Origin of the sequence: Pseudomonas sp. C11 (assembly GCF_034683865.1) — a bacterium.
Taxonomy (GTDB): Bacteria; Pseudomonadota; Gammaproteobacteria; order Pseudomonadales; family Pseudomonadaceae; genus Aquipseudomonas.
This window is the reverse complement of the sequence record NZ_JAWIIP010000022.1, coordinates 1-22,755: the sequence shown is the minus strand read 5'-3', so window position 1 is coordinate 22,755 and position 22,755 is coordinate 1. Positions and strand designations below refer to the sequence as shown.

Sequence of the window (22,755 nt, the reverse complement as noted above, 5' to 3'; positions counted from 1 at the left end):
AGCTCGGCGTTCAAAGCAGCAGTATCCCGTGGGGTCATTCGAGTGGGGGGCGATTGTCGCGTGAATCGACGGTCGCGGATAGCCCCTGAGCGCCGCCCATCTGCTGTCGCAGCAGGCCGACGAAAGCTTGTGCCGGTGGGCTCAGATAGCACGGTTTGCGTTGCAGCAGGCCGATGCTGCGCGCTGGCGCTTCGCTCAATACATGCACCGCGAGGCTGCCATCGCTGTTGAAGGTGTCGGCAACGCTGGCCGGCAACAACGCAAAACCCAATCCCGCGCGGGCCAATGCGGCGGCGCTGCTCATGTACGCCACCTCCCACGCCGGTTCACGCAGCAACCCCATGCGCTGCAGCGTTTCATCAGCCATGCCGCGCAGGCTGGTGTCGCGCGTCGTGGCGATGTAGTCCTGCTCGCGCAGCGCAGCGAGCAACGCCTTGCCGCGCAGACGCTCATGGCCGCGCACCAGCAACACCAGGCTGTCGTCGTACAGCGGCTGGAAATCCAGTGCGCCGAGATCGTCCACCGCCGAGGTGATGGCGAAATCCACCTCGGCGGCGCTGACCCACTGGCGGATCTCCCCGGCGCGGCCATCGCTGAGGCTGATGTCGATACCGGGATAACGCCGCCGGTACTCCTGCAGCACCCGAGGCAGCGGCTCGATGGCCACCGAGGGCAGCACGGCGATGCGCAGCGAGCCGCTCTCCAGGTGCAATTGTTCGCGCGCATCGTGCACGGCGTTGTCCATGTCGCGCAGCAGCCGCCTTGCCTGTTCGAGAAAGCGCAGCCCGGCCTCGGTCAACTCCACGCTGCGCGTATTGCGCGCCAGCAAGGCGAGCCCGAGAGCGTCCTCCAGCTTGCGCAGGCTGTAGCTGAGCGCCGGCTGCGACAGGTGGATGCGCTCGGCGGCACGACTGAAACTGCGGTGCTCAGCGATCAGCACGAAGGCCTGCAACTGGCGAAAGCTGACGTCCATGGCGCCACCTCTTATAAAAATGTCTTATCAATTGATACCACATTTCGAATTCACAACTTAATACAGCCCGCTCAGGATGGTGCCCTACCGAATTGCCAACGGGCTCGACAATGACAACAACCGTGCATATCGGCTGTGGCGCTGGCTTTGCCAACGACCGCCCCGATGCCGCTCTGGCGCTCGCCAACGACCTGGCAGGTCGCGACGGACGGCGCTTCCTGTTCTTCGAACTGCTCGCCGAGCGCACCCTGGCCGAAGCGCAACTGCGCCGCCTGAACGATGCCGACAGCGGCTACGCCGCACGTCTATTCGAGTTTCTCGAACCGGTGCTGGAAACCTGCCTGAACGCCGGCATTCCGATCATCAGCAACGGCGGTGCGGCCAACCCGGCAGCGGCCGCCCGACGCCTGCGCCAGCATCTGTTGGGCACATGCCACACGACAGCGCGCATCGCCTGCGTACTGGGTGACGATCTGCTGGCCAGCGACATCGACCTGCAACAGTGGCTACCCAAATCCCTGGATGGCGAGGTGGTGTCGGTCAACGTCTACAGCGGCGCCGAGGGCATCACCCAGGCGCTGAACGCAGGCGCCGACATCGTGATCTGCGGCCGGGTCGCCGACCCCAGCCTGGCCGTCGGCCCGCTGTGCCACGCCTTCGGCTGGCAGGCCGATGACTGGGATCGCCTGGCGCTGGCCACCACCGTTGGTCATCTGCTCGAATGCTGCACCCAGGTCACGGGCGGCTACTTCGCCCATCCGGGCCTCAAGGACGTGCCGAATCCGGCCAACCCTGGCTGCCCCATCGCCACAGTGACGGCTGATGGGCAAATCATCATCGGCAAGGCCGCCGGTACCGGCGGCTGCGTCACCGAGCAGACAGTCAAGGAGCAACTGCTCTATGAAGTCCACGACCCGGCGGCCTACCTGACCCCGGACGTGACCCTCGACCTGAGCCAGGTGCGCGTGCGCCAGGTGGCGGCTGATCGAGTCGCGGTCGAGGGTGTGCGCGGTCATCCCCGCCCGGAGCGCCTCAAAGGGCTGGTCGGCCTGCGCGGCAAATGGTTCGCCGAGGCGGAAATCTCCTACGCCGGCCCCGGCGCCCTGGCCCGCGCCGCCCTGGCCCGCGACATCCTGCTGCAACGCAGCGCGCGCCTGGCACCACAACTGACGCCCTGGATCGACCTGATCGGCGTCGCCAGCCTGTTCAATGACCGCGCCGGCCAGTGGCTGGACGCACGCCTGGCAGACACGCAGGCGGCGCAGGATGTGCGCCTGCGCATCAGCTTCATCGACCGCGACAAGGCGCTGCTCGAACGCCTGCTGCTCGACGCCGAATCGCTCTACACCAATGGCCCGGCCGGCGGCGGCGGGGTACGCCGCTACCTGAGCGAGTCGCTGTCCACCGCGAGCTTTCTCATCGAGCGCGCCCAGGTTCAACAATACGTGGAGTGGTACTGATGAGCGCCGAAGTGCTGCTGTGCGATTACGCCCACGCCCGCGCGGGCGACAAGGGCAACACCCTGAGCGTCGCGGTATTCGCCTATAACGCTGCGCATTACCCCTGGCTGGTAGCCGAGCTGACCGCCGAGCGCGTCGCCGCCTGCCTGGCGCATCGGCGCATCGGCCAGGTGCGGCGTTACGAGCTGCCCAACCTGGGCGGCCTCAACTTCGTCGTCGACGACGCTCTGGAAGGCGGCGTCAACGCCAGCCCCGGCATCGACCGGCACGGCAAGAGCCTGAGCTATCTGCTGCTCGACCTGAGACTGCCGCCGCCAGGCTGATTCGCCCTTCCCCGCTCACCTCGACTCCAACAACAATAAAACCGGAGACACCGGCATGATCACTGCCCTCGGCTTCACCCTGATGTTCGTCATCGTCGCCCTGATCCTGATGCGACGTATCACCCCGCTAGTCGCCTTCACCCTGCTGCCGGTCATTGCTTGTGCGCTGGCCGGGTTCACCCCGGCCGAAATCGGCAAGTTCATCACCGAGGGGCTGAAGTCCGTGGCCCCGACGGCAACGCTGTTCATTTTCGCCATCCTCTACTTCGGCATCATGCGCGAGCGCGGCCTGTTCGCCCCGCTGGTCAACTTCCTGCTGCGCAGCACCGGCGGCAAGCCGCTGGCAGTGGCGGTGGTGACGGTTGCGGTAACGGCGGTCACCCACCTGGACGGCATCGGCGCCGCCACCTTCCTGCTGGTGATTCCCGCCCTGCTGCCGCTGTACCTGCGCCTGGGGATGAAACGGGAAATGCTGCTGTGCCTGGTGGTGCTCAGTGCTGGGGTGATGAACATGGTGCCCTGGGGCGGCACTACCGCCCGCGCCTCCGCCGTGACCGGTATCGATGCCTCGCAGCTGTGGATCTCGCTGATCCCGATTCAGCTGATCGGCCTGGCGCTGGTGATGGGCCTGGCGGTGTTCCTCGGCCGCCGCGCACAGCGCAGCCTGGCTGGCATTGGTGACATCAGCGAACACGCAGCGACGACCTCGGCCAGCGAAGATGCGGCGCTGCTCAGCCCACGCACCTGGCGTTACTGGGGCAATCTGGCCCTCACCCTGGCCATTCTCGCCTGCCTGTTCACCGGCGCCTTCCCGCTGTTCGCCTGTTTCATGGTTGGCCTGGGCCTGGCCCTGGTGCTCAACTATCCCAGCCTGAACGAACAGAATGCAGCGGTGATGCGCCACGCCAGCGACGCCCTGCAGATGGCCCTGGTGATGCTCGCTGCCGGCATCCTCCTCGGCGTGCTGTCCGGTACGGGGATGTCCGAGGGCATGGCGCACTGGATGATCAACGTACTGCCGGAAGGCTCGGCAACTTGGCTGCACGTGATCATCGGCGCCTTCGGCGTGCCGCTGGGCATGCTGTTCTCGCCGGATGCCTACTACTTCGCCCTGCTGCCGGTGATCCGCGATGTCGCGGTGGCGGCAGGTGTCGACCCGGCCGCAGTGGCCAAGGCCATGCTGATCGGCGAGAACACCGGTTTCGGCGTCAGCCCAGTGGTGCCCAGCGTGTACCTGGCCATCGGTCTGGCGGGTGTCGAGCTGTACAAGCACATCCGCTATACCGCGCTGTGGGCCTGGGGTATCAGCCTGGTGATGCTGGCAGCCGCCGTGCTCTTCGGCGTGGTCACGGTCTGAAACCAGGCCACTGAAAAGAAAAAAGGATCGCCGAGGCGATCCTTTTTTCATGCTGCGCAGCGAATCAGGCAGGCTGATTCCACGGACGGTCGCCGTGCTCATCCTTGATGCGCGTGGGCAGGCCCATCACATCCAGCAGGCCCAGGAACGGCTCGGCCGGCAACTCTTCGACATTGACCATGCGCTTGGCATCCCACTCGCCACGCGCCACCAGCAGCGCGGCGGCAACCGGAGGGACGCCAGCGGTGTAGGAAATGCCCTGGCTGTCGGTCTCGGCGAAGGCGTCTTCGTGGTCGGCCACGTTGTAGATGAACAGCTCGCGCGGCTGGCCGTCCTTGGTGCCCTTGACCAGGTCGCCAATGCAGGTCTTACCGCTGTAGCCCGGCGCCAGCGAGGCGGGATCGGGCAGCACGGCCTTGACCACTTTGAGCGGCACCACTTCGAGGCCTTCGGCGGTCTTGACCGGTTGCTCGGAGAGCAGGCCGAGGTTCTTCAGCACGGTGAAGACGTTGATGTAGTGATCGCCGAAGCTCATCCAGAAGCGGACGTTCGGCACGTCGAGGTGCTTGGACAGCGAGTGCACCTCGTCATGGCCGGTCAGGTACAGGTTCTGTTCACCCACCACCGGCAGATCGTCGGTGCGTTTGACTTCGAACATGCGGTTGCTCACCCACTGGCTGTTCTGCCAGCTGTAGACCGTGCCGGTGAATTCGCGGAAGTTGATTTCCGGGTCGAAATTGGTGGCGAAGTACTTGCCGTGCGAACCGGCGTTGACGTCGAGGATGTCGATCGACTCGATCGTGTCGAAGTACTGTTGTTGCGCCAAAGCGGCGTAGGAGTTGACCACGCCCGGGTCGAAGCCGACACCGAGGATGGCGGTCACGCCTTTCTCCTGGCATTCGGCCAGGTGCTTCCATTCGTAGTTGCCGTACCACGGCGGGGTTTCACAGATCTTGCTCGGGTCTTCGTGGATCGCGGTGTCCAGATACGCCACGCCGGTATCGATGCAGGCGCGCAGCACGGACATGTTGAGGAAGGCGGAGCCCACGTTGATGACGATCTGCGACTCGGTTTCACGAATCAGCGCCTTGGTCGCTTCCACGTCCAGGGCGTTCAGTGCATAGGCCTTGATCTCGCCGGGCTGCTTGAGTCCGCCCTTGGCCTGTACGCTGTCGATGATGGCCTGGCATTTGGAGATGTTGCGCGACGCAATCGCAATACGACCGAGTTCGTCGTTGTGTTGCGCGCACTTATGGGCCACCACCTTGGCAACACCTCCTGCACCAATGATCAGGACATTCTTCTTCAATTGTTTCACCTCCAGGGAACTGCGTTGTTGAAAGCGTTTGATGTGTGTCACGAAGGTGGGCTGAAGCCCACCCTACCAGCCATGCAAGGCGTAAGCCGTAGGGTGGGCCGGGCGGCGTTCCGCTTCAGCCCACCGCAACGATGTTAGGACAGGCTCGACAGGTAATCGTCGAACTCGAACTGGCGCACCACCTCGACGCTACCGTCGAGTTGTTTCACCACGATGGACGGCATCTTCAGGCCATTGAACCAGTTCTTCTTGACCATGGTGTAACCGGCGGCGTCGATGAACGACAGGCGATCACCGATCTGCAGCGGTTTGTCGAACTGGTACTCGCCGAAGATATCCCCGGCCAGGCAGCTTTTGCCGCACACCATATAGGTGTGCTCGCCGTCGTTAGGCGCCATCTTGGCGTTGAGGCGGTAGATCAGCAGGTCGAGCATGTGTGCTTCGATGGAGCTGTCGACCACGGCCAGATGCTTGCCGTTGTACAGGGTGTCGAGCACGGTGACTTCCAGCGAGGCGCTGAGGGTGATCGCCGCTTCGCCCGGCTCCAGATACACCTGCACGCCGTACTTCTCGGAGAAGGCTTTCAGACGCGCGCAGAAGGCATCGATCGGGTAGCCCTCGCCGGTGAAGTGAATGCCGCCACCGAGGCTGACCCACTCGACCTGAGCGATCAGGTGACCGAAGCGCTCCTCGATGGTGGTCAGCATCTTGTCGAACAGCTCGAAGCTGCCGTTCTCGCAGTTGTTGTGGAACATGAAGCCGGAAATCTGCCCCATGACCTTTTCGATCTTCGCCGGATCCCACTCGCCCAGGCGGCTGAACGGGCGCGCCGGGTCGGCCAGCAGGTAATCCGAGCTGCTCACCTGTGGGTTGACGCGCAGGCCACGGATGGTGCCTTCCGTCCGCTCGGCGAAGCGTTCGAGCTGGCCGATGGAGTTGAAGATGATCTTGTCGCAGTTGGCGACCATCTCTTCGATCTCGTCGTCGGCCCAGGCCACGCTGTAGGCATGGGTTTCGCCGGCGAACTTCTGCCGGCCCAGCTTCAGCTCATACAGCGACGACGACGTGGTGCCGTCCATGTATTGCTGCATCAGGTCGAACACCGACCAGGTGGCGAAGCATTTCAGCGCCAGCAGCGCTTTGGCACCGGAGTTCTCGCGCACGTAGGCGATCTTCTCCAGGTTGACCAGAAGCTTCTGTTTGTCGATGAGGTAGTACGGCGTCTGGATCATCTCGTCGCCCCAGCAAGGTCGGACAAAGGAGGACATTCAGCCCCCCGGAAAAAAGTGGACGCGAATTGTGCCGATAACCGGCGCATATCGAAAGGGCATTGGAGATTTTTTGTACAACCGGTAATGACCGGAGCCTGGCCCGCCTGGACGAAGACCTTAAGACAGAGCGGTTACAGCGCTATGACGGCTGGATGCGGAAGCACCTGTGGGAGGGGCTTTAGCCGCGACAGCCGCAGCCCACAGACCCGTCAGTTGATCGGCGTGGCGGTCAGGTTGGCGCGGATATCGGCGTTCTGCAGCTTGATGCCGTACATGGAGGTAACCGCCCCGCCCGTGGGATGCACGTTCTGAATGCGGTCGACGTTGATTTCCTTGAACTGCACCTGACCGTTGACGGCAAAGCCCAGCGGGTCGGGCGACACCTGCGGGCAGCCGCTGGCGCTCTTGTCGCAGACCTTGGTCGGCGCCACATCGAGGTTGAGGCCGACGCGCACGCCGTAGGTGTTGGCATTGGCATCGCTCGGGTTGGCGTCGGAGGTATAGAAGTTGTCCACCACCAGTTGCGCGCCAGTGCCATTGATGCCGCCCACCCGATCCGTCTCGACGATCAGCTGGTTACGCTTTTCGCTGGTCGATACGCTGTTTGCCGGATTGCCCGAGGCATCATGGACGAAGACGTTCTTCAGCCCCGCCGTCAGCCCTTCGTTGCCGCGATCCTCCCAGCGCCCGCCGCTGGCCGAGCAGGCCGTGGCGTTGCTACCGCTGCCGCCGACGCACAGCGCTCCGGCACCACCGGAGCTGAGGCTGAGCGTCGAGCCCTGCTCGTAGCGGCGCAGCACGATGCGCCCCAGGCTGTCGCCGCTGCTGCGGTCGCCCCAACGGACATCGTGCACATCGAGGGTCGACCAGTAGGTGCCACGGTTGAGCTGGATGCCGTTCTGCGTCACGTCCAGCGAGCCCTCACGAAAGTGCATGTCGTAGCGCGTACCAGCCAGCCACAACCCCTTGCCCGCCTGGTCAACGGTGATGGCGGCATTGCCGTTGGTGACGACGAAATCGGCGTTGTAGCGCAGGCCATCGCCACTGGCGCCACCGGGGCGCAGGGTGAGCTGGCCGTTGAGGTTGAAGTCGTAGGCGGGGAACACCTCCAGCAGCACCAGCAGCTCGGTGCCGCCCTGCAGCGGTGCATCGGCACGCCCGACACGCAGCCCGTCGAAGCTGTAGCTGCCGCTGACGTTCTGCAGGCTCAGGCGCAGCCCGTCGAAGTGGCCATCGTAGCCACCACTGTCAACCTGGGTATTGAGGCTACCGGCGTAGCAGCCGGACGCAGCGCCAGCAAGGCAACTGCGCGTCAGGTCGATGCCGAACTGGCCACTGCCATGAGTACGCAGGCCGCTGAACCACATGCTGTTGCCGTTATCGGTGAGCGACACCGAGCTGCTGACCATGTTCCACGACACATCCCCGCCAATCCCCTGCTGGCCGGCATTGGCTGCCGCGCCTGGGCGCAGCTTGAGCTGGTTGCGCCAGGCGCCCTCGTCGCGGAAGTTGAGTTCCATAGCCAGGCTGCCGATCTTCTGGTTGCTCGGGTTGCCGATGATCAGGCCGCCGAGGCTGGCGCTGAACTTGAGATCCTGAAACGCCACCTGCACGTAACGGCCGCTGCCGTCCTCACCGAGGTCGAGGGTAATGCCATTCTGGCTGCTGAGCACCCCGCTGAAGTTCTCCGCACGCAGCACGCCGTCGTCCTTGTACTGGAACAGGCTGTTGGCAATGGTGATATTGGGCGTCAGGCGCAAGCCTTCGCCGCTGGCGCCACCGGCGGCGATGCGGATGCTGCCGCCCAGACGCAAGTCCATGTCCAGTTGGCCGAAGCTGCGGGCCTGATCGGCGTAGCGGGTATCCGCCACGCCAGGGGTGACACTTACGCCAGCAGGGTCGCCCTGCGCCAAATCCAGGCCGATGCCGCCGATATGGGCGAGGAAGCGGCTGTCGCCCAGGTCGAGGCGCACGGCCGAGCCATCACCGCCACTGACGATGTCCAGATAGGCGTTGTGCAGGTAGGCATCGAACGAGGCGTCGCGCACGATCAGGTCGAAACCGTTGTCGCGGTAATAGAAGGTCACCGCATCCAGGGACAGGTGGCTTTCATCGAGGCGAAAGCCACTCACCCCGCTGGCCCCGCCACCGCTGATCCGCAGGCTGGCACCGAGGGTGTAGAAGGCGCGGAAGGCACCGAAGCTGCGCTCGCTGCCAACGAAGCCGACACGCTCGACGCTCAGTTGCTCGGCACGCCCCTGATGTTCGACACGCAACTGATCGTCGACCACGTCGATCTGCGTGCTGGAGCTGCTACCAGCCTGCTGCGGGCGGTTGCTGACACCTTCCAGGCGCAGGGTCTGGCCATCCTGGGTGTAATCCAGGCTGCCGGCCGACCAGCCGCCGCCGGAGGTTTCCAGGCTGATGCCGCCGCGCCCGCTGACATCCGCCAGCCCCTCGTCGTCCAGCGCCTGCATGGCCTGCAGCAGCGGGCTGAAGAGTACGGCGCAAAGCAACCAGTGACGTGTCATGGATGGGCTCCTCAGGGCGTCGGGAAGACCAGCACGCTGCCCTGCATGCGCACGCTGCCGTCGATCTTGGCCGAGAAGAGCGTGGTCTGCTGATAGCTCGGATCACCGCCCGCGGCCGTACTCAGCACCTTGTTCTTCCAACCGCCCTGGCTGGCCACGGCAAAGGTGAGGTTGCCGTCCTTGAAGCGCACCTGGTTGGGCAGGCCGATGGCCAGCACCTCACGCTCGCCATTGGCAGTGGTCAGCGAGCGAGTGTCCAGGGTCAGACCCTCGAAGCTGAAGATGCCCTTGATATTGTCCAGCACGTACCAGCCGGACGTGGCCCCGGTGCGCACGGCCACACGCATGCCGCAGCTCTCGGGCGTAGCGGCGCCGGCCAGGGCGCAACTGCGCTGATTGGCCGTCCACTGCGCCGGATTGTTCATGGTCGGTGTATCCCAGAGCACACCACCGTTCTTGTTGATGCTGAACTCACCGGACAGGTACACGCCCCCCTGCCCGCTCATCTGGCTGAGGTCGCCATCATCCATCGGCTGCAGCTCGGCCAGCGCCAGCGCCGGCAACAGCGCGAGCAGGACGGCTGCCGCGTTAGCGCAAGTCATAGCTGCTCACCTTGAGGTAGTTGAAGCTCAGCCCGGAAATCTCGTTGCGCCCGAAGTTGTAGCCCCCGGTCGGCAAGGCAGTGGCACTGCTGCGCACACCGCCGACGTTGAGGTTCTCGAAAACCAGATTGGTGCGTGGCGCATTGGCGTAGAAGTCGCTGGCCAGTGCCTGCCGTTGCGCGGTGGTAGTACCGCTGGCGGTGGGGTTCTGCAGTTCCAGAACGAACTGGCCATCGGCGCTGGAGCGCAGGCGCAAGGGTTGCGATTTGCCGTAGCCCAGGGCGATGTTGGCGTAGCCGTTGGTGACATACAGGGTGCGGGCGCCGCGCTGGGCGGCGGTCTCGCCGGTGATATCGCAACTGGCCTGGGCGCAGGACATGATTTCCAGCGTCTTGGCGAAGATGTTGATGCGCGCCTCGCCAACCAGCTCGCCGTTGCCGTTCTGCCCAGGATCGCCCCAGAGGCGCAGGTAGGAGCCATCCATCACCAGTTGGTGGAAATCCAGTGCCAGCATCTCGGTGCGCCCCGCCGCGACCTGAAAATCGAAGCGCACGCCCAGGTCGGCGCGACCACTAGCGGCGGTCGAGCAGTTCGAGCCGGCCGCCGCATAGCCATCGATACAGGGGTTGCCACCGGCGACCAGGCGCTCGGGGAACTTGAACGACAGCACGGTGATGTTGCTCGGCGTGGTCTGCACCCACTGCCCGTCATCGCGCAGGGTGCGCAATTCCTCGCCCTTGGCCAGTTCCAGCTCGAACGGATGATCCAGGCTGCCGATGGTCACCGGATTGAGGTTGCTGCCCTTGTTGCTGCCGGCGGCGCCGAGGTAGAGGTTCTTCACCGAGATCGGCACGTTGCGCCCCTGGCCGTCGGTGATGTCGTTGATCACGATCTGCGCGCCGGAACCGTCGAGCAACACCTGGTCGAGCACGAAGCCCAGGCCTTCGCCCTGCACGGCGGACATTTCCTGGTCGCTCAACGGCTCCATGGCCGAGGCCACGGCGGCCGGCAGCAGGAGCCCCCCCAACAGCGCCCGGTTCATGATCAGCACCCAGCCGTCGGAGTGCCGAGGCAGGTGTCCTGCCGCGGTATGCCGTTGAACGCCTGGTTGAAGTCGATATTGATCGGCGCCACCAGGTTGCCATTGGCGTCGCGGTATTTCGGCAGGTTCATGAACGCGCCCTTCAGCGCCGTGATGAAGGCGTTGCTGTCCATGTCGCGCCAGGCCACGTCCTGCGTCTGCAGGGAAATGAAGAAGCCCTTGGCCGCGCCCTGCATGCTCGACATATCGGCGGTATTGCCCACCGGCAGCGACTGGAATTGCGACAGGTTGAAACAGGTCTGGATACCCAGGATCGCGCAGTTGTTCGAGGCGAAGGCGCCCAGCAGCGCATCGGTCCAGCCCCCCGCACAACCGGACGTACAGGTCAGCCCGTCGCCATTCTTGATGCCCGACAGGGTCCCCCTCACCGGGTCGCTGGCACCGCCGGAACTGACCAGCGTTGCGTCGGCCTCGACGATGCTGCTGCGATACACCCCGGCCAGGAACAGCGCAGTCTGCTGCGCGAAGTTGGATTTGTTGTAGATGGCATCGCCCGTACCCTTGATATGCACCGGAATGTTCCCGGTCAGGCTCTGGATATCACCGGACAGCGTCCCCTTGGCCTCACCAAAGCCGATGCGCACCCCGACCACCTTGTTGCCGTCGTAGGCCAGTTCGATGAAGGGGTTGGTAATCTTGAAAGGGTTGATGCTGTCGTTGGCACCGACCGTGCCCAAGGCGAAATTGTTGATCAGGATGTCGGAGCTGCCGGCGGTCTCACCACTGCGGTCGTACTGGCCCAGTTGCAGCTTCTTGACGTTGAGCTGGGTATCGAGGCTCAGACCCAGGTTGACCCGGGTGTAGTTGATACCGGCATTGCTGTCAGTGGTCAGGTTGATGAAGGCCTGGCCAGTGATGTCCGACAGCTCGTTGTCAGCCAGCGGCACCATGGCGGCCTGAACCGGGGCGGCGCAGGCCGCCGCGCAGACGAGCGCCAGGGCATGCCTGACGAAACGGACGGACTGGCGCATGGCAAAACTCCTTTTCTTCTTGTACGGATCGTCGAGCACCGCGACTCGAGCCCTTGTGGCCACTATAGGGACATCAGCGCGCAAGCGGCCCGACCCATAGTCGAGAAAATACCGGCCAACGCATCCTGCGCCAGCCACTCGATACGCCAGGTGTTACCGCTGGCCCCATTGACGTAACAACTCACCCGGCACCTGCCTCTGATCGATTCGGACTCAAACCCGGCCCACTGCTTGCAGTACAATCTCCCCTTTTCACTTGCCTGGAACCCGGCGCCTCGATGATCGATCCCAAGCGCGTTTTGCGCGCCCTCGCCGAACACTGGACGTTGCTCGAACCGCTCTGCGAGCGTTTCGACGCCGGCACCCTGAGTCTGGTCGAGCTGCGCGGCCAGCTCGCCACGCAGTTGCCCGACGCCACGCCCAGCGACACCACAGCCCTGCTCGACACCTGGATTCGTCTGGACATCCTGGTGCCGGTGGCCAAGAGCCCCAATCGTTTCGAGCTCAACGCGCAGATCCACGATTTTCTCGCCTACCTGCGCCGCGAGCACCGCCTCGGCCTGTGTCTGGAGATCGAAGCCTACCTGCGCCATCTGGAGCGCCTGGCCGGCTATATCCAGGACGCCTTCGAGGTACGCGACGCCAACGACCTGGCGCGCCAGCTGCGCCTACTCGACATGCGCGTGCGCGATGTACTGAAGAAACTGGCCAATGACGAACAGGCGCTGGTCAGCGTGGCCGACCGGGCCAAGACCAGCGACCGGCAGATTCCCCTGCGCCAGCGCTACGCCGAAGTGCTCGCCACCTGGGACGAATATGTCGAGCCGATGATTCAACTGGTCGCCGCAGACGGTGCCTTCGAGCAGGGTGTGCGCCGCGTCGAACAGGTGTTGCTACGCCTGCTCGGCGATCAGCAGCGCCTCGGCCAATTGGTCGACGATGATCTGTTGCTGCGCACCCACGCGCGCATCCTGGAGATGCAGACCACCGCCCAGTTGACCCTGCGCAAAGCGCGCGAGCTGCTGCTACCGCTGCGCGAGGAAGCCCGCCGGCACAACGCCGTGACCCGTGGCGCCGCACTGGCGCTGTCGGTGATCCGCAAGAAGGGCATCGACGCCGTACCGCAGGCGGCCATGCCGCTGTTCACCCGGCCGCAGAGCAATTTCCTAGGCAGCGCCAGCCAGGTCGAGGCCTACGTCTACGCCCTGGCGCGCTTCGAAGCCAAGCCGGCGCATTTCCCCAAGGCCAGTGGCAGCCGCAAGGGCGGCGCGCCCAAGGCACCAAAGACCGCGCGGGAAATGATCGAGCGCTGCGAACAGGCCCTGCCGCTGCCGGATCTGATGACCTGGCTGCTGGAGCAGGAACCGGAAGGCGCCACCGACGAGCTGCTCTACTGGTTCTCGCGCCTGTCGCGTGAATCGCGCTTCCAGCGCGACCGTCTGGAGCGCCAGACCTACCTGACCCGCGAGCATGAAATCAGCATCAGCTCTTACGCGTTGGTGGGTCGCCCCAGTGCCTGATTTTTACGTAGGGTGGATCGGGGGGCGCAGCCAGCGCCTGCTTTTGTCCACCTTGTTGATTGCCATGCGGTGGACGGATAAAGCGCCGTCCACCCTACGCTTGCCCGTGAGCACGACGTATGAACATTGATTTGAAAGAAATGACCCAGCTCGCGGCGGCCTTCCGCGACCTGTTCAAGGGCTACCACATCTCGCGCAGCGAGCCGGAGTGCTACGCCCAGCTGTCGAGCATGCAGGATCAGTATCGGGCGCTGTTCCGCGCCCTCGGTTTCGAGCTGGTCTGTGATCCGCGCGGCTTCTACTACTTCGTCCCCGAGCAGGTGGCGCCGCAGGTGAACAAAACCGCCCAGCGTCTGGCGCTGTTCACCTTCATTCTGGTCGAGCACCTGGCCGACCAGGGCCGCGATCCGCTTTCCGTGCTCGACGGCGGCAGCATCGGCCGTGACGAGCTGCCGGCGCTGCTGGAGAAGTACCGCGATCTGTTCCTGCAGGCCGAAGTCACCACCTTCGAAGAGCTGGAAGACAAGATCATCCGTCGCCTCATCCAGCTCGGCTTCGCCGAGGACAGCAACGGCGTGTACCGTTTCCTGCCGCCGATGCACCGTTTCCTCGACGTCTGCCTGTCGGTGCAGCACGACCGCGACCTGGCCGCCAGCCTGCACAGCAGCGACCTGCCGCTGCCGGCACCGGTGCTGCTGGACGATGACGGCGACGCCGATCCGCTCGAAGCCGTGGACGCTGAAGAATCCGAGGAAGACGCCCTGGCCCGCGCCATGGCCGAAGAACGCGCCGCACAGGAGATGGACGCATGAGCCAGGAACGCTACGGCATCCGCCGCTTCGCCCTGCTGAACACTGCCGGCTACAGCCTCGGCCTGTTCCCGCTGGAAAACCCGCTGTCGGTCTACGGCGCCAACAACCTGGGTAAATCCGCTTCGATCAACGCCCTGCAGTTCCCCATCCTGGCGCGCATGTCGGACATGAGCTTCGGCAAGTACAGCCTGGAAGCCTCGCGCAAGTTCTACTTCGCCAGCGACACCAGCTACATCCTCGTCGAAGTTGCCCTGCCCCACGGCCCGCACGTGATCGGCGTGGCCGGTCGCGGCCCGGGGGGCGGCTTCGGTCACCAGTTCTTCGCCTACGCCGGCGAGCTGGATCTGGAGCACTATCAGCAGAACGGTACCTGCCTGCGTCAGCGCGAGCTGTTCAAGAACCTCGGCCAGGCCGGCATCACCGCTTACGAACTGAAGCCCGACGAACTGCGTCGCCTGCTGGTCGGCGGTCACACCAGCATCCCGCTGGATCTGACCCTGATCCCGCTGCGCTCGACCAGCGAGCAGAGCCTGAAGACCTTCCGCGCGCTGTTCATCAACCTGCTGCACATGCGCGAGATTACCGCCGCCAAGCTCAAGCAGCTGTTCCTCGATGCCTTCGAGCACAGCCTGCGCTCAGGCAGCGTCGACTACATCGCCGCCACCGAAGAAGCCTTCCGCGACGTACGCCGCATGGAGCAGGACTACCAGGCGTTGGTGACCGCCGGCCCGCAGATCGAGGCACTGGCGGCCGGCGTGGCCCAGCGCGAAGTGCTGCGCGGCAAGCTACACCGCCTCTCGCCGCTGCTCGACAACCTGCTCGGCACCTGGCACGACTACGCCGATGCGCGCAAGGAAGAACTGGTGATCCAGGCCGAGCATTACCGCAACGAGCAGGACGGCCTGCAGAACGAACAGCGCGGCGGCACCAGTGAGCTGATGCGCCTGGAGCGTGAGATCAGCGAGATCCAGCGCTGGCTAGGCGAACTGTCCGTGCTGAAGAATCGCTTCGCCCTGGTGGAAAACGCCAAGGTGCTGGAAGAACAACTGCTCGCCGCCAAGGACGCCCACGACGAACTGGCCGGTGCCCTGGCGCAGTCGCGGCAGTTCTCCAGCGAAGACCTGGACGAGCGTCTGCGCGATCTGGAAAAACGCCTCAAGTCGGTCAAGCAGCAACTCGACCACGCTGACAACAACAGCTACTCGCGCCTGCGCGAGGAATTCAGCCAGGCCGATGTCGACCGCCTAATGCGCTTGTTCAACGGCCAGCTGTTCAGCCTGCCGCTCGGTGAGAAAGGCATCCAGGCCGAGGGTGACGATTGGGTCAAGGCGGTCGAAGCGGTGCTGGATCGCTTCAAGGGCGACACCTTCGCCGTGCCCGGCCTGTCCATCGACCTCAGCCATATCGAACCGCCCGCCCTGCAGGCACTGGCCGACCGCGCCGCCCTGCGCGACCAGAAGGATCGCCTGGAGCGCGAGCTCAAGCAGCTCAAGACCCAGCAGTCGGTCGCCGCCGACCGCGCCGCCAGCAAGGCCCAGGCTGAAACCCTGTACCAGGCCGTGCTGGATGCGCAGAAGGCCCTGGAAGACTTCCGCAAGAGCCAGACCCTGGCCGCCGAGGAGCCGCAGAAGCTGGAGCGCCTGGCCGAACTGGAAGGCGCGCAGGACGAACTCAAGCGCGCCAGCGATGCCTTCGCCGAGCGCGTGCAGCAACTGTCCGCCAAGCTGCAACTGGTTGGCCGTCAACTGGCCGATCTGGAAGCCAAGGAACGCACCCTGGAAGACGCCCTGCGTCGTCGCCAGTTGCTGCCAGCCGATCTGCCCTTCGGCACGCCGTTCATGGAGCCGGTGGACGACTCGCTGGACAACCTGCTGCCGCTGCTCAACGACTACCAGGACACCTGGCAGGCGCTGCAGCGCATCGACGGTCAGATCGAAGCGCTGTACGCCCAGGTACGCCTCAAGGGCGTGGCCAAGTTCGACAGCGAAGATGATGTCGAGCGCCGCCTGCAACTACTGGTAAACGCCTACGCCCACCGCCAGGACGAAGCCCTGACCCTGGCCAAGGCGCGCCGTGCAGCGGTCACCGATATCGCCCGTACCCTGCGCAATATCCGCAGCGACTACGACAACCTTGAGCACCAGTTGGCGCTGTTCAACCGCGAGATCAACAAGCGCCAGGTCTCCAACCTGCAAAGCTTCCGCATCGTCCTGGCACCGAACAAGGAAGCCCTGCGCCATATCGACCAGATCATCCACAGCGCCGGTCAGTATGAGGAAGGCGAAACCCTGTCGGTGTTCGACCTCTCGCAATCGGCCGATCAGGATGCCAAGAACGAAGAAGCCAAGGACTACCTGTCGCGCCTGGTCGCCGCCAACGGCAACCAGTTGGGCCTGAAGGATCTGTTCGAACTGGCCTTCGAGATCACCAAGGTGCATGGCCAACCGATCATCCACACCGACATCGATGGTGCCGCCTCCAACGGCACCACCATGACCATCAAGGCGCTGACCAACATGTACCTGCTGCTGCACCTGATGGATCGCGAGCAGGCCGGTCGCGTGCGCCTGCCCTACTACCTCGACGAGGCGGCGGATATCGATGAACGCAACCAGCAGGCGCTGATCGAAACCAGCCTGCAGCTCGGTTTCGTGCCGATTCTGGCCTCGGTCAAGCCGCAGGTCTCGGCCCACGTGGCCATCGACCTGGAAGGCGGCAGCGGCCCCAACGGCATCTATATCGACGAGGCGGATTGGAAGTTCATCAAGCCACGCGAAAGTGCCAAGGTTCAGGCGCCAGCGCAGGAAGAAAGCACAGAGCTGGCCTGAGCCCATCGCGGCTGAAGCCGCTCCTACGGATACCATGACCGTGGGAGGGGCTTTAGCCGCGAGCTTTTATAGCCGCCAAAATGAAAGTGGCCGCTCACTGCGGCCCCTTTCATTTCTATGATTGTCTTACTGCTCCAGCACGATCTTCGGCGCCCATTGCATCCAGGCTTCCTGCGGCTCGTCGAACAGTGCAAACGTCTGCCCCGGCTGAGCCGGCCCGCCCATCTCCGGATTGTTCGGCGTGGCGAAGGCGATGCCGCCTTCGAGCAACGCCTCCAGCGATTCGGTACGCACCTTGACGCCCTTGAACAGCCCTGCGTCGACACCGATACCGCTGGCATTCCAGAAGCGGCTGCCCGAGCGCACCAATGGCGCATAGCGCGGCTCGATCAGTACGTGGATCAATACACGATCCGAGGTCGGCCCCAGTTCGAAATCCACCACCTTGCCCACCGGCACTTCTCGGTAGCTGACGATCACCCCCGGCTTGATCGAACCCCGACGTGGCGTGCTCAGCACCAGGTGCAAACCCTCCTCGCGCACCGCCTGGTTCGGCGGACTGGCCAGCGCGGTGAATTCGGTACGGCGGGCGCCTTTCTGCGCCGGCAACTGCACTTCCAGGTATTGGCCGCTGACCAGCGTGCCGAGGTTCGCGGCCCGCGTCAGGCTCAGCTCCGGCTTCACTACCCAGAACTGCGTCCCCTCGCGGGCGATCTGATCGGCCGCCTGGGTGATCCGCACATTCAGGATCACCGTCTGCAGGTCATCGCTCAGGCTCAGATTCTCGACCTTGCCGACCTCCAGACCCTTGTAGCGCAGCAGTGTGCCGGGTTGCAGGCCATCGCCATCGACCACGCGGATGGTGATCTGCTTGCCCAGTTGCAAGGCGCTGTCGCGATCCGCATGCAACACGAAGCGCTGCACCTGACGGTCGGATCTGGCGGCTTGCAGATCCGGCGTCTCGAAGGCAATGCCGCCCGCCAAAAGCGTCTGCAGGGATTCACTTTTGACCTCGACGCCCGACAACCCGCCCTTGAGCGTGATGCCGCTGGCGTTCCAGAACCGCGTAGAGGTGTTCACCAGGTGCACGTAGTCCGGCTCGATGTGCACGCCCAGCACCACCTGGCGGTTATCGCGTCCCAGCTGATAGCTCTGCACCGAGCCCACCTTGATCTGCTTGTAGAGCACTGGACTGCCGACCTCGATGGAGCCCAGTTGATCGGTGAACAGCACCAGGTGCAGGCCCGGCGCACCCAGATCCAGAGGCGGAGCCTTGCTGCGAGCGACGAAATTGCGCGCCGGCGGATTGCCCTTCTCACCGGGACGTACGGCAATGTAGTTACCCTTGACCAACGCCTCGAGACCGGTGATGCCGGCCAGAGAAATGGACGGCTTGACCACCCAGAAATCCGTTCCCTCTACCAGGTATTCCTCGGCCTGCGGGTTGATGGTCAGCTCGGCCGTGGCATTTTTCAGATCGCGGTCGACCTTCATGGTTTTCAGCGAACCCACCTGGATGCCTTTGTACATCACCGGCGTGCGGCCTTCCTGCAAGCCTTCGAAGTCGCTGAGCGTAACGACAATCTTGATACCCGCCTGGGCCTCGTCGTAGTTCTCGTAAAGACGAAACGGTAACGCAGGGTCGGTGGGCGGGCTGTCCTTACGGTGCTCGGGCGTGGCAAACGCGATACCCCCGGCGACGATACTGGCTAGCGACTCGCTGCGCAGCTTGAAGCCGGACAGGTCTGCATCGACGCTGATGCCGCTGGCGTTCCAGAAGCGCGTGTGCTTGCGCACCAGATGCGCGTAAGCAGGCTCGATGAACACCTTCACCTCAACCGTGTTCTGGTCATCGCCCAAGGTGTAACTCTTGACCCGCCCGACCTGAATCTGTCGATAGAACACCGGGCTGTCACGATCGAGCGAGCCCAGTCGGTCGGCCTTTAGCGTGATGTGCAGCCCCGGAACGTCGTCGCCCATCGGCGGCTCCTGATCCAAGGCGATAAAACTGCGCGCCGACTCGCCTTCGCCGGGGCTGAAGGTGATGTAGTTGCCGGAAACCAGCGTCTCCAGGCCGCTGATACCGGCCAGACTGACATTGGGTTTGACCAACCAGAAACGAGTCCCCTGGCGCAGGAACTGCTCGATTTCCTTGTTCACCTCGACCTGCGCCAACACACCACGCTTGTCATCCGATGGATCCAGACTGATGGCCGTTACCTTGCCGACCGCCATGCCCTTGTACATCAGCTCGGTCTTGCCAGCCTGAATGCCTTCCCCGCTGGCAAACACCAACTCCACCTGAATACCGGCTTCGCTGTAGGCACGCCAGGCCAGCCAGCCACCTATCATCAAGGCGATCAGGGGCAACACCCAAATGGCCGACCAGTTCGAAGCGGGACGCGTCTTGGCCAGAGGAAGGTCAGTCATGATCGGTTTCCGTGTTATCCCAGATAAGGCGGGGGTCGAAAGTCAGTGCAGCCAGCATGGTCAATATCACCACACTGGCAAAGGCGGCAGCACCCGCTCCAGCTTCGATGCTGGCCAGGCTGCCAAAATTAACCACGGCCACCAGAATGGCGATGACGAAGATGTCGAGCATCGACCAGCGGCCGATCCATTCGATGAAGCGGTACATGATGATGCGCTGGCGCGCCGACATCGGCTGATGACGCTGCACCGAATACAGCAGCAGGGCGATACCCACCAGCTTGAAGGTGGGCACCAGAATACTGGCGATGAACACCACGGCGGCGATCGGTAGCATACCGTGATGAAGCAGCTCGACCACACCACCCATGATGGTGGCGGGCGCGCCCTTGCCCAGACTGTTCACCGTCATGATCGGCAACAGGTTGGCCGGGATATAGAGCAGCGCCGAAGTCAGCAGCAAGGCCCAGGTGCGCACCAGGCTGTTCGGTCGGCGCGCATGAACCTGCCCGCCACAACGGCTGCAATACTGGTGCTCGGCCTCAGGCTCCTCGGGATTGAGCTGATGGCACTCGTGGCAAATCAGCAAGCCGGCATCAATCGCACGCATGCACATTCTCCCCGGAAAGAGCTGCCCAGATCTGGTGTGGTGACATCGTCACCTCCAACCAGACCTGCACCAGCAACAGCGCGACGAAGCAGAACAGACCAACGCCCAGACTCAGGTCAGCGAGATCCATCAGTTTGACCATGGCTACCAGAATGCCCATCAGATAGACCTCGAGCATTCCCCACTCGCGCAGGTGATGATAGATCCGGTACAGCAACAAGCCGTAACTACGCCCCCAATCCAGGCGGATGCTCAGCAATACCAGCAACTGGCATAACAGCTTGAGCAACGGCACGGCCATGCTGCAGAGGAACACCACCACGGCAATGCCTTGCATGCCGCTCTCATACAGACCGAGCACACCACTCCAGACGGTGTCCTGCGAGCGTTGCCCCAGCAGGTTCAGTTGCATGATTGGCAAAAAGTTGGCGGGAACGTAGAGCAGTAAAGCCGTCAGCACCAACGCCAGGCTACGCCTGACCACATGGTGACGGTGACTGAAGAGCTCATAGCCACAACGTGGGCATTGCGCGCTTTCTCCGTCCTTCAGGTGAGGCTTGCGCATCAGCAAATCGCACTCGTGGCAGGCGACGAGCGCGCTTATCGGCAGCGAGGACAATGAGATGTCATGGGGCGATTCGGCCATGGAGCCTCCACACGGGGAGGCCCATTCTAACCGAGCGCAGGACTCTCAGAGAGGCCTGGCGTATATATCGAAGCGTTGCCCTGAACAGCAGGGCCAGCGACGGCTCAGACCTTGAAGCGACGAATCAACTGATCCAGTTCACGCGTCAGGCGATCCAGATCGCGGCTCATGTCATTGTTCTGCGCGGTCATGCTCTGCGTCTCGCTGATATGACGCGAGATCTGCGCAACGCTCTGGTTCACCTCAGCCCCGATGCTCGACTGCTCTTCGGCTGCCGTCGCGATCTGATTGTTCATACCGGTAATATCCGAGACCGCCTGACTCACGCCAGCCAGGATCTGCCCCGTGCCGTTGGCCTTGGCCACCGCAGCCTCGCTACCCTTGAGGCTACCCTGCATGGTCGCCACAGCAGCACGCGCACCTTGTTGCAACTGACTGATCTTGGCCTGGATTTCTTGCGTGCTCTGCTGAGTACGCGAAGCCAGCGAACGCACTTCGTCAGCGACCACAGCAAAGCCTCGTCCCTGCTCACCCGCACGAGCGGCTTCGATCGCTGCGTTCAATGCCAACAGATTGGTCTGCTCTGCGATGGCGCGGATCACATCGAGAATGGAGCCGATGGACTCCACATCGTTGCCAAGCGTCTGGATATCCTCGGCTGCCTTCTCGATATCACCGGCCAGGCCACTGATCGCCTCGATGGTCTCGTCGACGTTGAGCTGCATGGCACGGGCCTGATCATCGGTATCACGCGTGAGCTGAGCGGCACTTTGCGCCGATTCGGCGACGTTGTGGGTCGCCAGGGCCATCTGATCCATCGCATGGGTGACATGCTCGGCATCGGCGGTTTGCCGCACCAGAGCATCGGCGGCTTGCTGGGTACTCAGGCGCAGTTGCTCGTTACGCTCCTGAAGAGCATGCACACAACGTGTCAGCTCCAGAATCATGTCACGGATCTTGCCGACGAAAAGGTTGAAGGCACCGGCCATCGACGCCGTTTCTTCGTTGCCATCGACAGGCAGAAGATGAGCCAGATCGCCCTCCTCCGAAGCCAGCAGTTGCAAATTGCTCGTAAGCTGACGTATCGGCCTCACGATGGACGCGGCCACCCATACAGCCACACCCGCCAGGACGGACAAGAGAACAGCCAGGGTCAACCACTGTTTCAGGCGCAACTCATCCAGCGCTTTTTGCTGCTGCTTCAACTGATCATTGATCAGCGTGTCGACGCCATCGATATAAAAGCCTGCACCTACCGTCCAACCCCACTTCTCCAGATAACGGGAGTAGGACAGCTTCGGATAGGAGGTCGTGTCGCTACCGGGTCTCGGAAAGTAGTACGTGACGAAGTCACCGCCACGCTTGGCCGCAGCAATAAGCTCGCGAATCAGGTAAGTGCCCTGGGTATCCTGCAGATCCCAGAAGTTCTTGCCCTCGTCTTTTCCGGCGAGAAAGATACGGTCGCCCTTGTCGTTGTACCCGAAGAAATAGCCTTCAGCACCGTAGCGCAACTCACGCAAGCGATCCGCCGCTTGCTTCATGACTTCGGGTGTTTGCGCATCGGGGCTGTCGTAGAGCGGCTTGATCGCGGCAAAGGCGATATCCAGGTAGCTCAGCAGCTCGTCCTTGCGCGTTTTCAGCAAGGTCTGCCGCGTCTCCTCGAGCGTGCGTTCGCTCAGTGATTGCTGTTCGGAGAACGCCAATAACTGCACGACGAGCGCAGTAAGAAAGGCAGGGATAAGGGATAACAGCAGGACTTTATTGCGAATATTCCATTTCATATCACACCCCTGACTATTGGATTTATGGCGCCAATATATCTTCTGCGCCAGGATAAATCCTTAACAAGAGAAGGGGATAATGTAGAAATAATCATCCGCTATGCAGTCCTGGCCCAACCTACTTTCCGCATTCATTTTTCGCACGCAAAGAAGAAACCCCAGACCGCTAGGCGATCTGGGGTTTCGTATAGGAGCTTGACGATGACCTACTCTCACATGG

Annotated in this window: 17 protein-coding genes and 1 pseudogene; 6 read left to right on the top strand and 12 right to left on the bottom strand. The window is 63.2% G+C overall.

Annotated features, from left to right (window positions below; genetic code table 11):
• Nucleotides 1–34: 34 nt before the first annotated feature.
• Complete coding sequence (locus VC352_RS24035; protein WP_322982019.1) at nt 35–973, bottom strand: LysR family transcriptional regulator; 939 nt, start codon at nt 971–973, stop codon at nt 35–37.
• A gap of 110 nt (nt 974–1,083) precedes the next feature.
• On the opposite strand from VC352_RS24035, the gene VC352_RS24030 reads away from it, so the two are divergent.
• Genes VC352_RS24030 through VC352_RS24020 form a run of 3 tightly spaced genes read left to right on the top strand, consistent with a single transcriptional unit; the run spans nt 1,084 to nt 4,113 of the window.
• Nucleotides 1,084–2,433: an acyclic terpene utilization AtuA family protein gene (locus tag VC352_RS24030; RefSeq protein ID WP_322982018.1), complete on the top strand. Its 1,350-nt coding sequence runs from the start codon at nt 1,084–1,086 to the stop codon at nt 2,431–2,433.
• On the top strand, nt 2,433–2,756 hold the full coding sequence (locus VC352_RS24025; protein WP_322982017.1) for a hypothetical protein: 324 nt from the start codon (nt 2,433–2,435) through the stop codon (nt 2,754–2,756). Before VC352_RS24030 ends, VC352_RS24025 begins: the two co-directional genes overlap by 1 nt.
• Nucleotides 2,757–2,811: 55 nt before the next feature.
• A complete protein-coding gene (locus VC352_RS24020) occupies nt 2,812–4,113 on the top strand; it encodes a citrate:proton symporter (protein ID WP_322982016.1) in 1,302 nt (433 codons plus the stop codon).
• A gap of 64 nt (nt 4,114–4,177) precedes the next feature.
• Here VC352_RS24020 and VC352_RS24015 read toward each other — a convergent pair whose 3' ends face one another.
• The 6 genes from VC352_RS24015 to VC352_RS23990 form a co-directional block, all read right to left on the bottom strand.
• A complete protein-coding gene (locus tag VC352_RS24015; RefSeq protein ID WP_322982015.1) occupies nt 4,178–5,422 on the bottom strand; it encodes a saccharopine dehydrogenase family protein in 1,245 nt (414 codons plus the stop codon).
• Between the two features lie 143 nt (nt 5,423–5,565).
• On the bottom strand, nt 5,566–6,663 hold the full coding sequence (locus tag VC352_RS24010) for a carboxynorspermidine decarboxylase (RefSeq protein WP_322982042.1): 1,098 nt from the start codon (nt 6,661–6,663) through the stop codon (nt 5,566–5,568).
• Nucleotides 6,664–6,911: 248 nt separating this feature from the next.
• Nucleotides 6,912–9,233 carry a DUF6160 family protein gene (locus VC352_RS24005; protein WP_322982014.1) on the bottom strand — a complete coding sequence of 774 codons (2,322 nt, stop codon included), beginning with the start codon at nt 9,231–9,233 and terminating at the stop codon, nt 6,912–6,914.
• Between the two features lie 11 nt (nt 9,234–9,244).
• Nucleotides 9,245–9,835, bottom strand: coding sequence for a DUF6160 family protein (locus tag VC352_RS24000; RefSeq protein WP_322982013.1), 591 nt, complete (start codon nt 9,833–9,835; stop codon nt 9,245–9,247).
• Nucleotides 9,822–10,877: a hypothetical protein gene (locus VC352_RS23995; RefSeq protein WP_322982012.1), complete on the bottom strand. Its 1,056-nt coding sequence runs from the start codon at nt 10,875–10,877 to the stop codon at nt 9,822–9,824. The genes VC352_RS24000 and VC352_RS23995 overlap by 14 nt, the downstream gene beginning before the upstream one ends.
• Before the next feature lie 2 nt (nt 10,878–10,879).
• Entirely contained in the window at nt 10,880–11,908 is a 1,029-nt protein-coding gene (locus tag VC352_RS23990; RefSeq protein ID WP_322982011.1) for a DUF6160 family protein, read from the bottom strand.
• Between the two features lie 278 nt (nt 11,909–12,186).
• Here VC352_RS23990 and mksB point away from each other — a divergent pair, with 278 nt between their 5' ends.
• The 3 genes from mksB to mksF all read left to right on the top strand — a co-directional run bounded on the left by mksB (nt 12,187) and on the right by mksF (nt 17,068).
• Nucleotides 12,187–13,428, top strand: a complete 1,242-nt coding sequence (gene mksB, locus VC352_RS23985; RefSeq protein ID WP_322982010.1) for an Mks condensin complex protein MksB — start codon at nt 12,187–12,189, stop codon at nt 13,426–13,428.
• Between the two features lie 119 nt (nt 13,429–13,547).
• Nucleotides 13,548–14,240 carry an Mks condensin complex protein MksE gene (gene mksE / locus VC352_RS23980; protein ID WP_128578176.1) on the top strand — a complete coding sequence of 231 codons (693 nt, stop codon included), beginning with the start codon at nt 13,548–13,550 and terminating at the stop codon, nt 14,238–14,240.
• On the top strand, nt 14,237–17,068 hold the full coding sequence (gene mksF / locus VC352_RS23975; protein WP_322982009.1) for an Mks condensin complex protein MksF: 2,832 nt from the start codon (nt 14,237–14,239) through the stop codon (nt 17,066–17,068). Before mksE ends, mksF begins: the two co-directional genes overlap by 4 nt.
• Nucleotides 17,069–17,194: 126 nt before the next feature.
• Here mksF and VC352_RS23970 read toward each other — a convergent pair whose 3' ends face one another.
• The 5 genes and pseudogenes from VC352_RS23970 to VC352_RS25625 all read right to left on the bottom strand — a co-directional run.
• A complete protein-coding gene (locus tag VC352_RS23970) occupies nt 17,195–19,498 on the bottom strand; it encodes a PqiB family protein (RefSeq protein WP_322982008.1) in 2,304 nt (767 codons plus the stop codon).
• Entirely contained in the window at nt 19,491–20,108 is a 618-nt protein-coding gene (locus VC352_RS23965; protein WP_322982007.1) for a paraquat-inducible protein A, read from the bottom strand. Before VC352_RS23965 ends, VC352_RS23970 begins: the two co-directional genes overlap by 8 nt.
• Complete coding sequence (locus tag VC352_RS23960; protein ID WP_322982006.1) at nt 20,095–20,754, bottom strand: paraquat-inducible protein A; 660 nt, start codon at nt 20,752–20,754, stop codon at nt 20,095–20,097. Before VC352_RS23960 ends, VC352_RS23965 begins: the two co-directional genes overlap by 14 nt.
• A gap of 104 nt (nt 20,755–20,858) precedes the next feature.
• Nucleotides 20,859–21,701 carry a methyl-accepting chemotaxis protein gene (locus VC352_RS25630; RefSeq protein ID WP_416340232.1) on the bottom strand — a complete coding sequence of 281 codons (843 nt, stop codon included), beginning with the start codon at nt 21,699–21,701 and terminating at the stop codon, nt 20,859–20,861.
• A gap of 12 nt (nt 21,702–21,713) precedes the next feature.
• Nucleotides 21,714–22,535, bottom strand: a pseudogene (locus VC352_RS25625) (cache domain-containing protein); the annotation flags it as partial.
• Nucleotides 22,536–22,755: the final 220 nt, after the last annotated feature.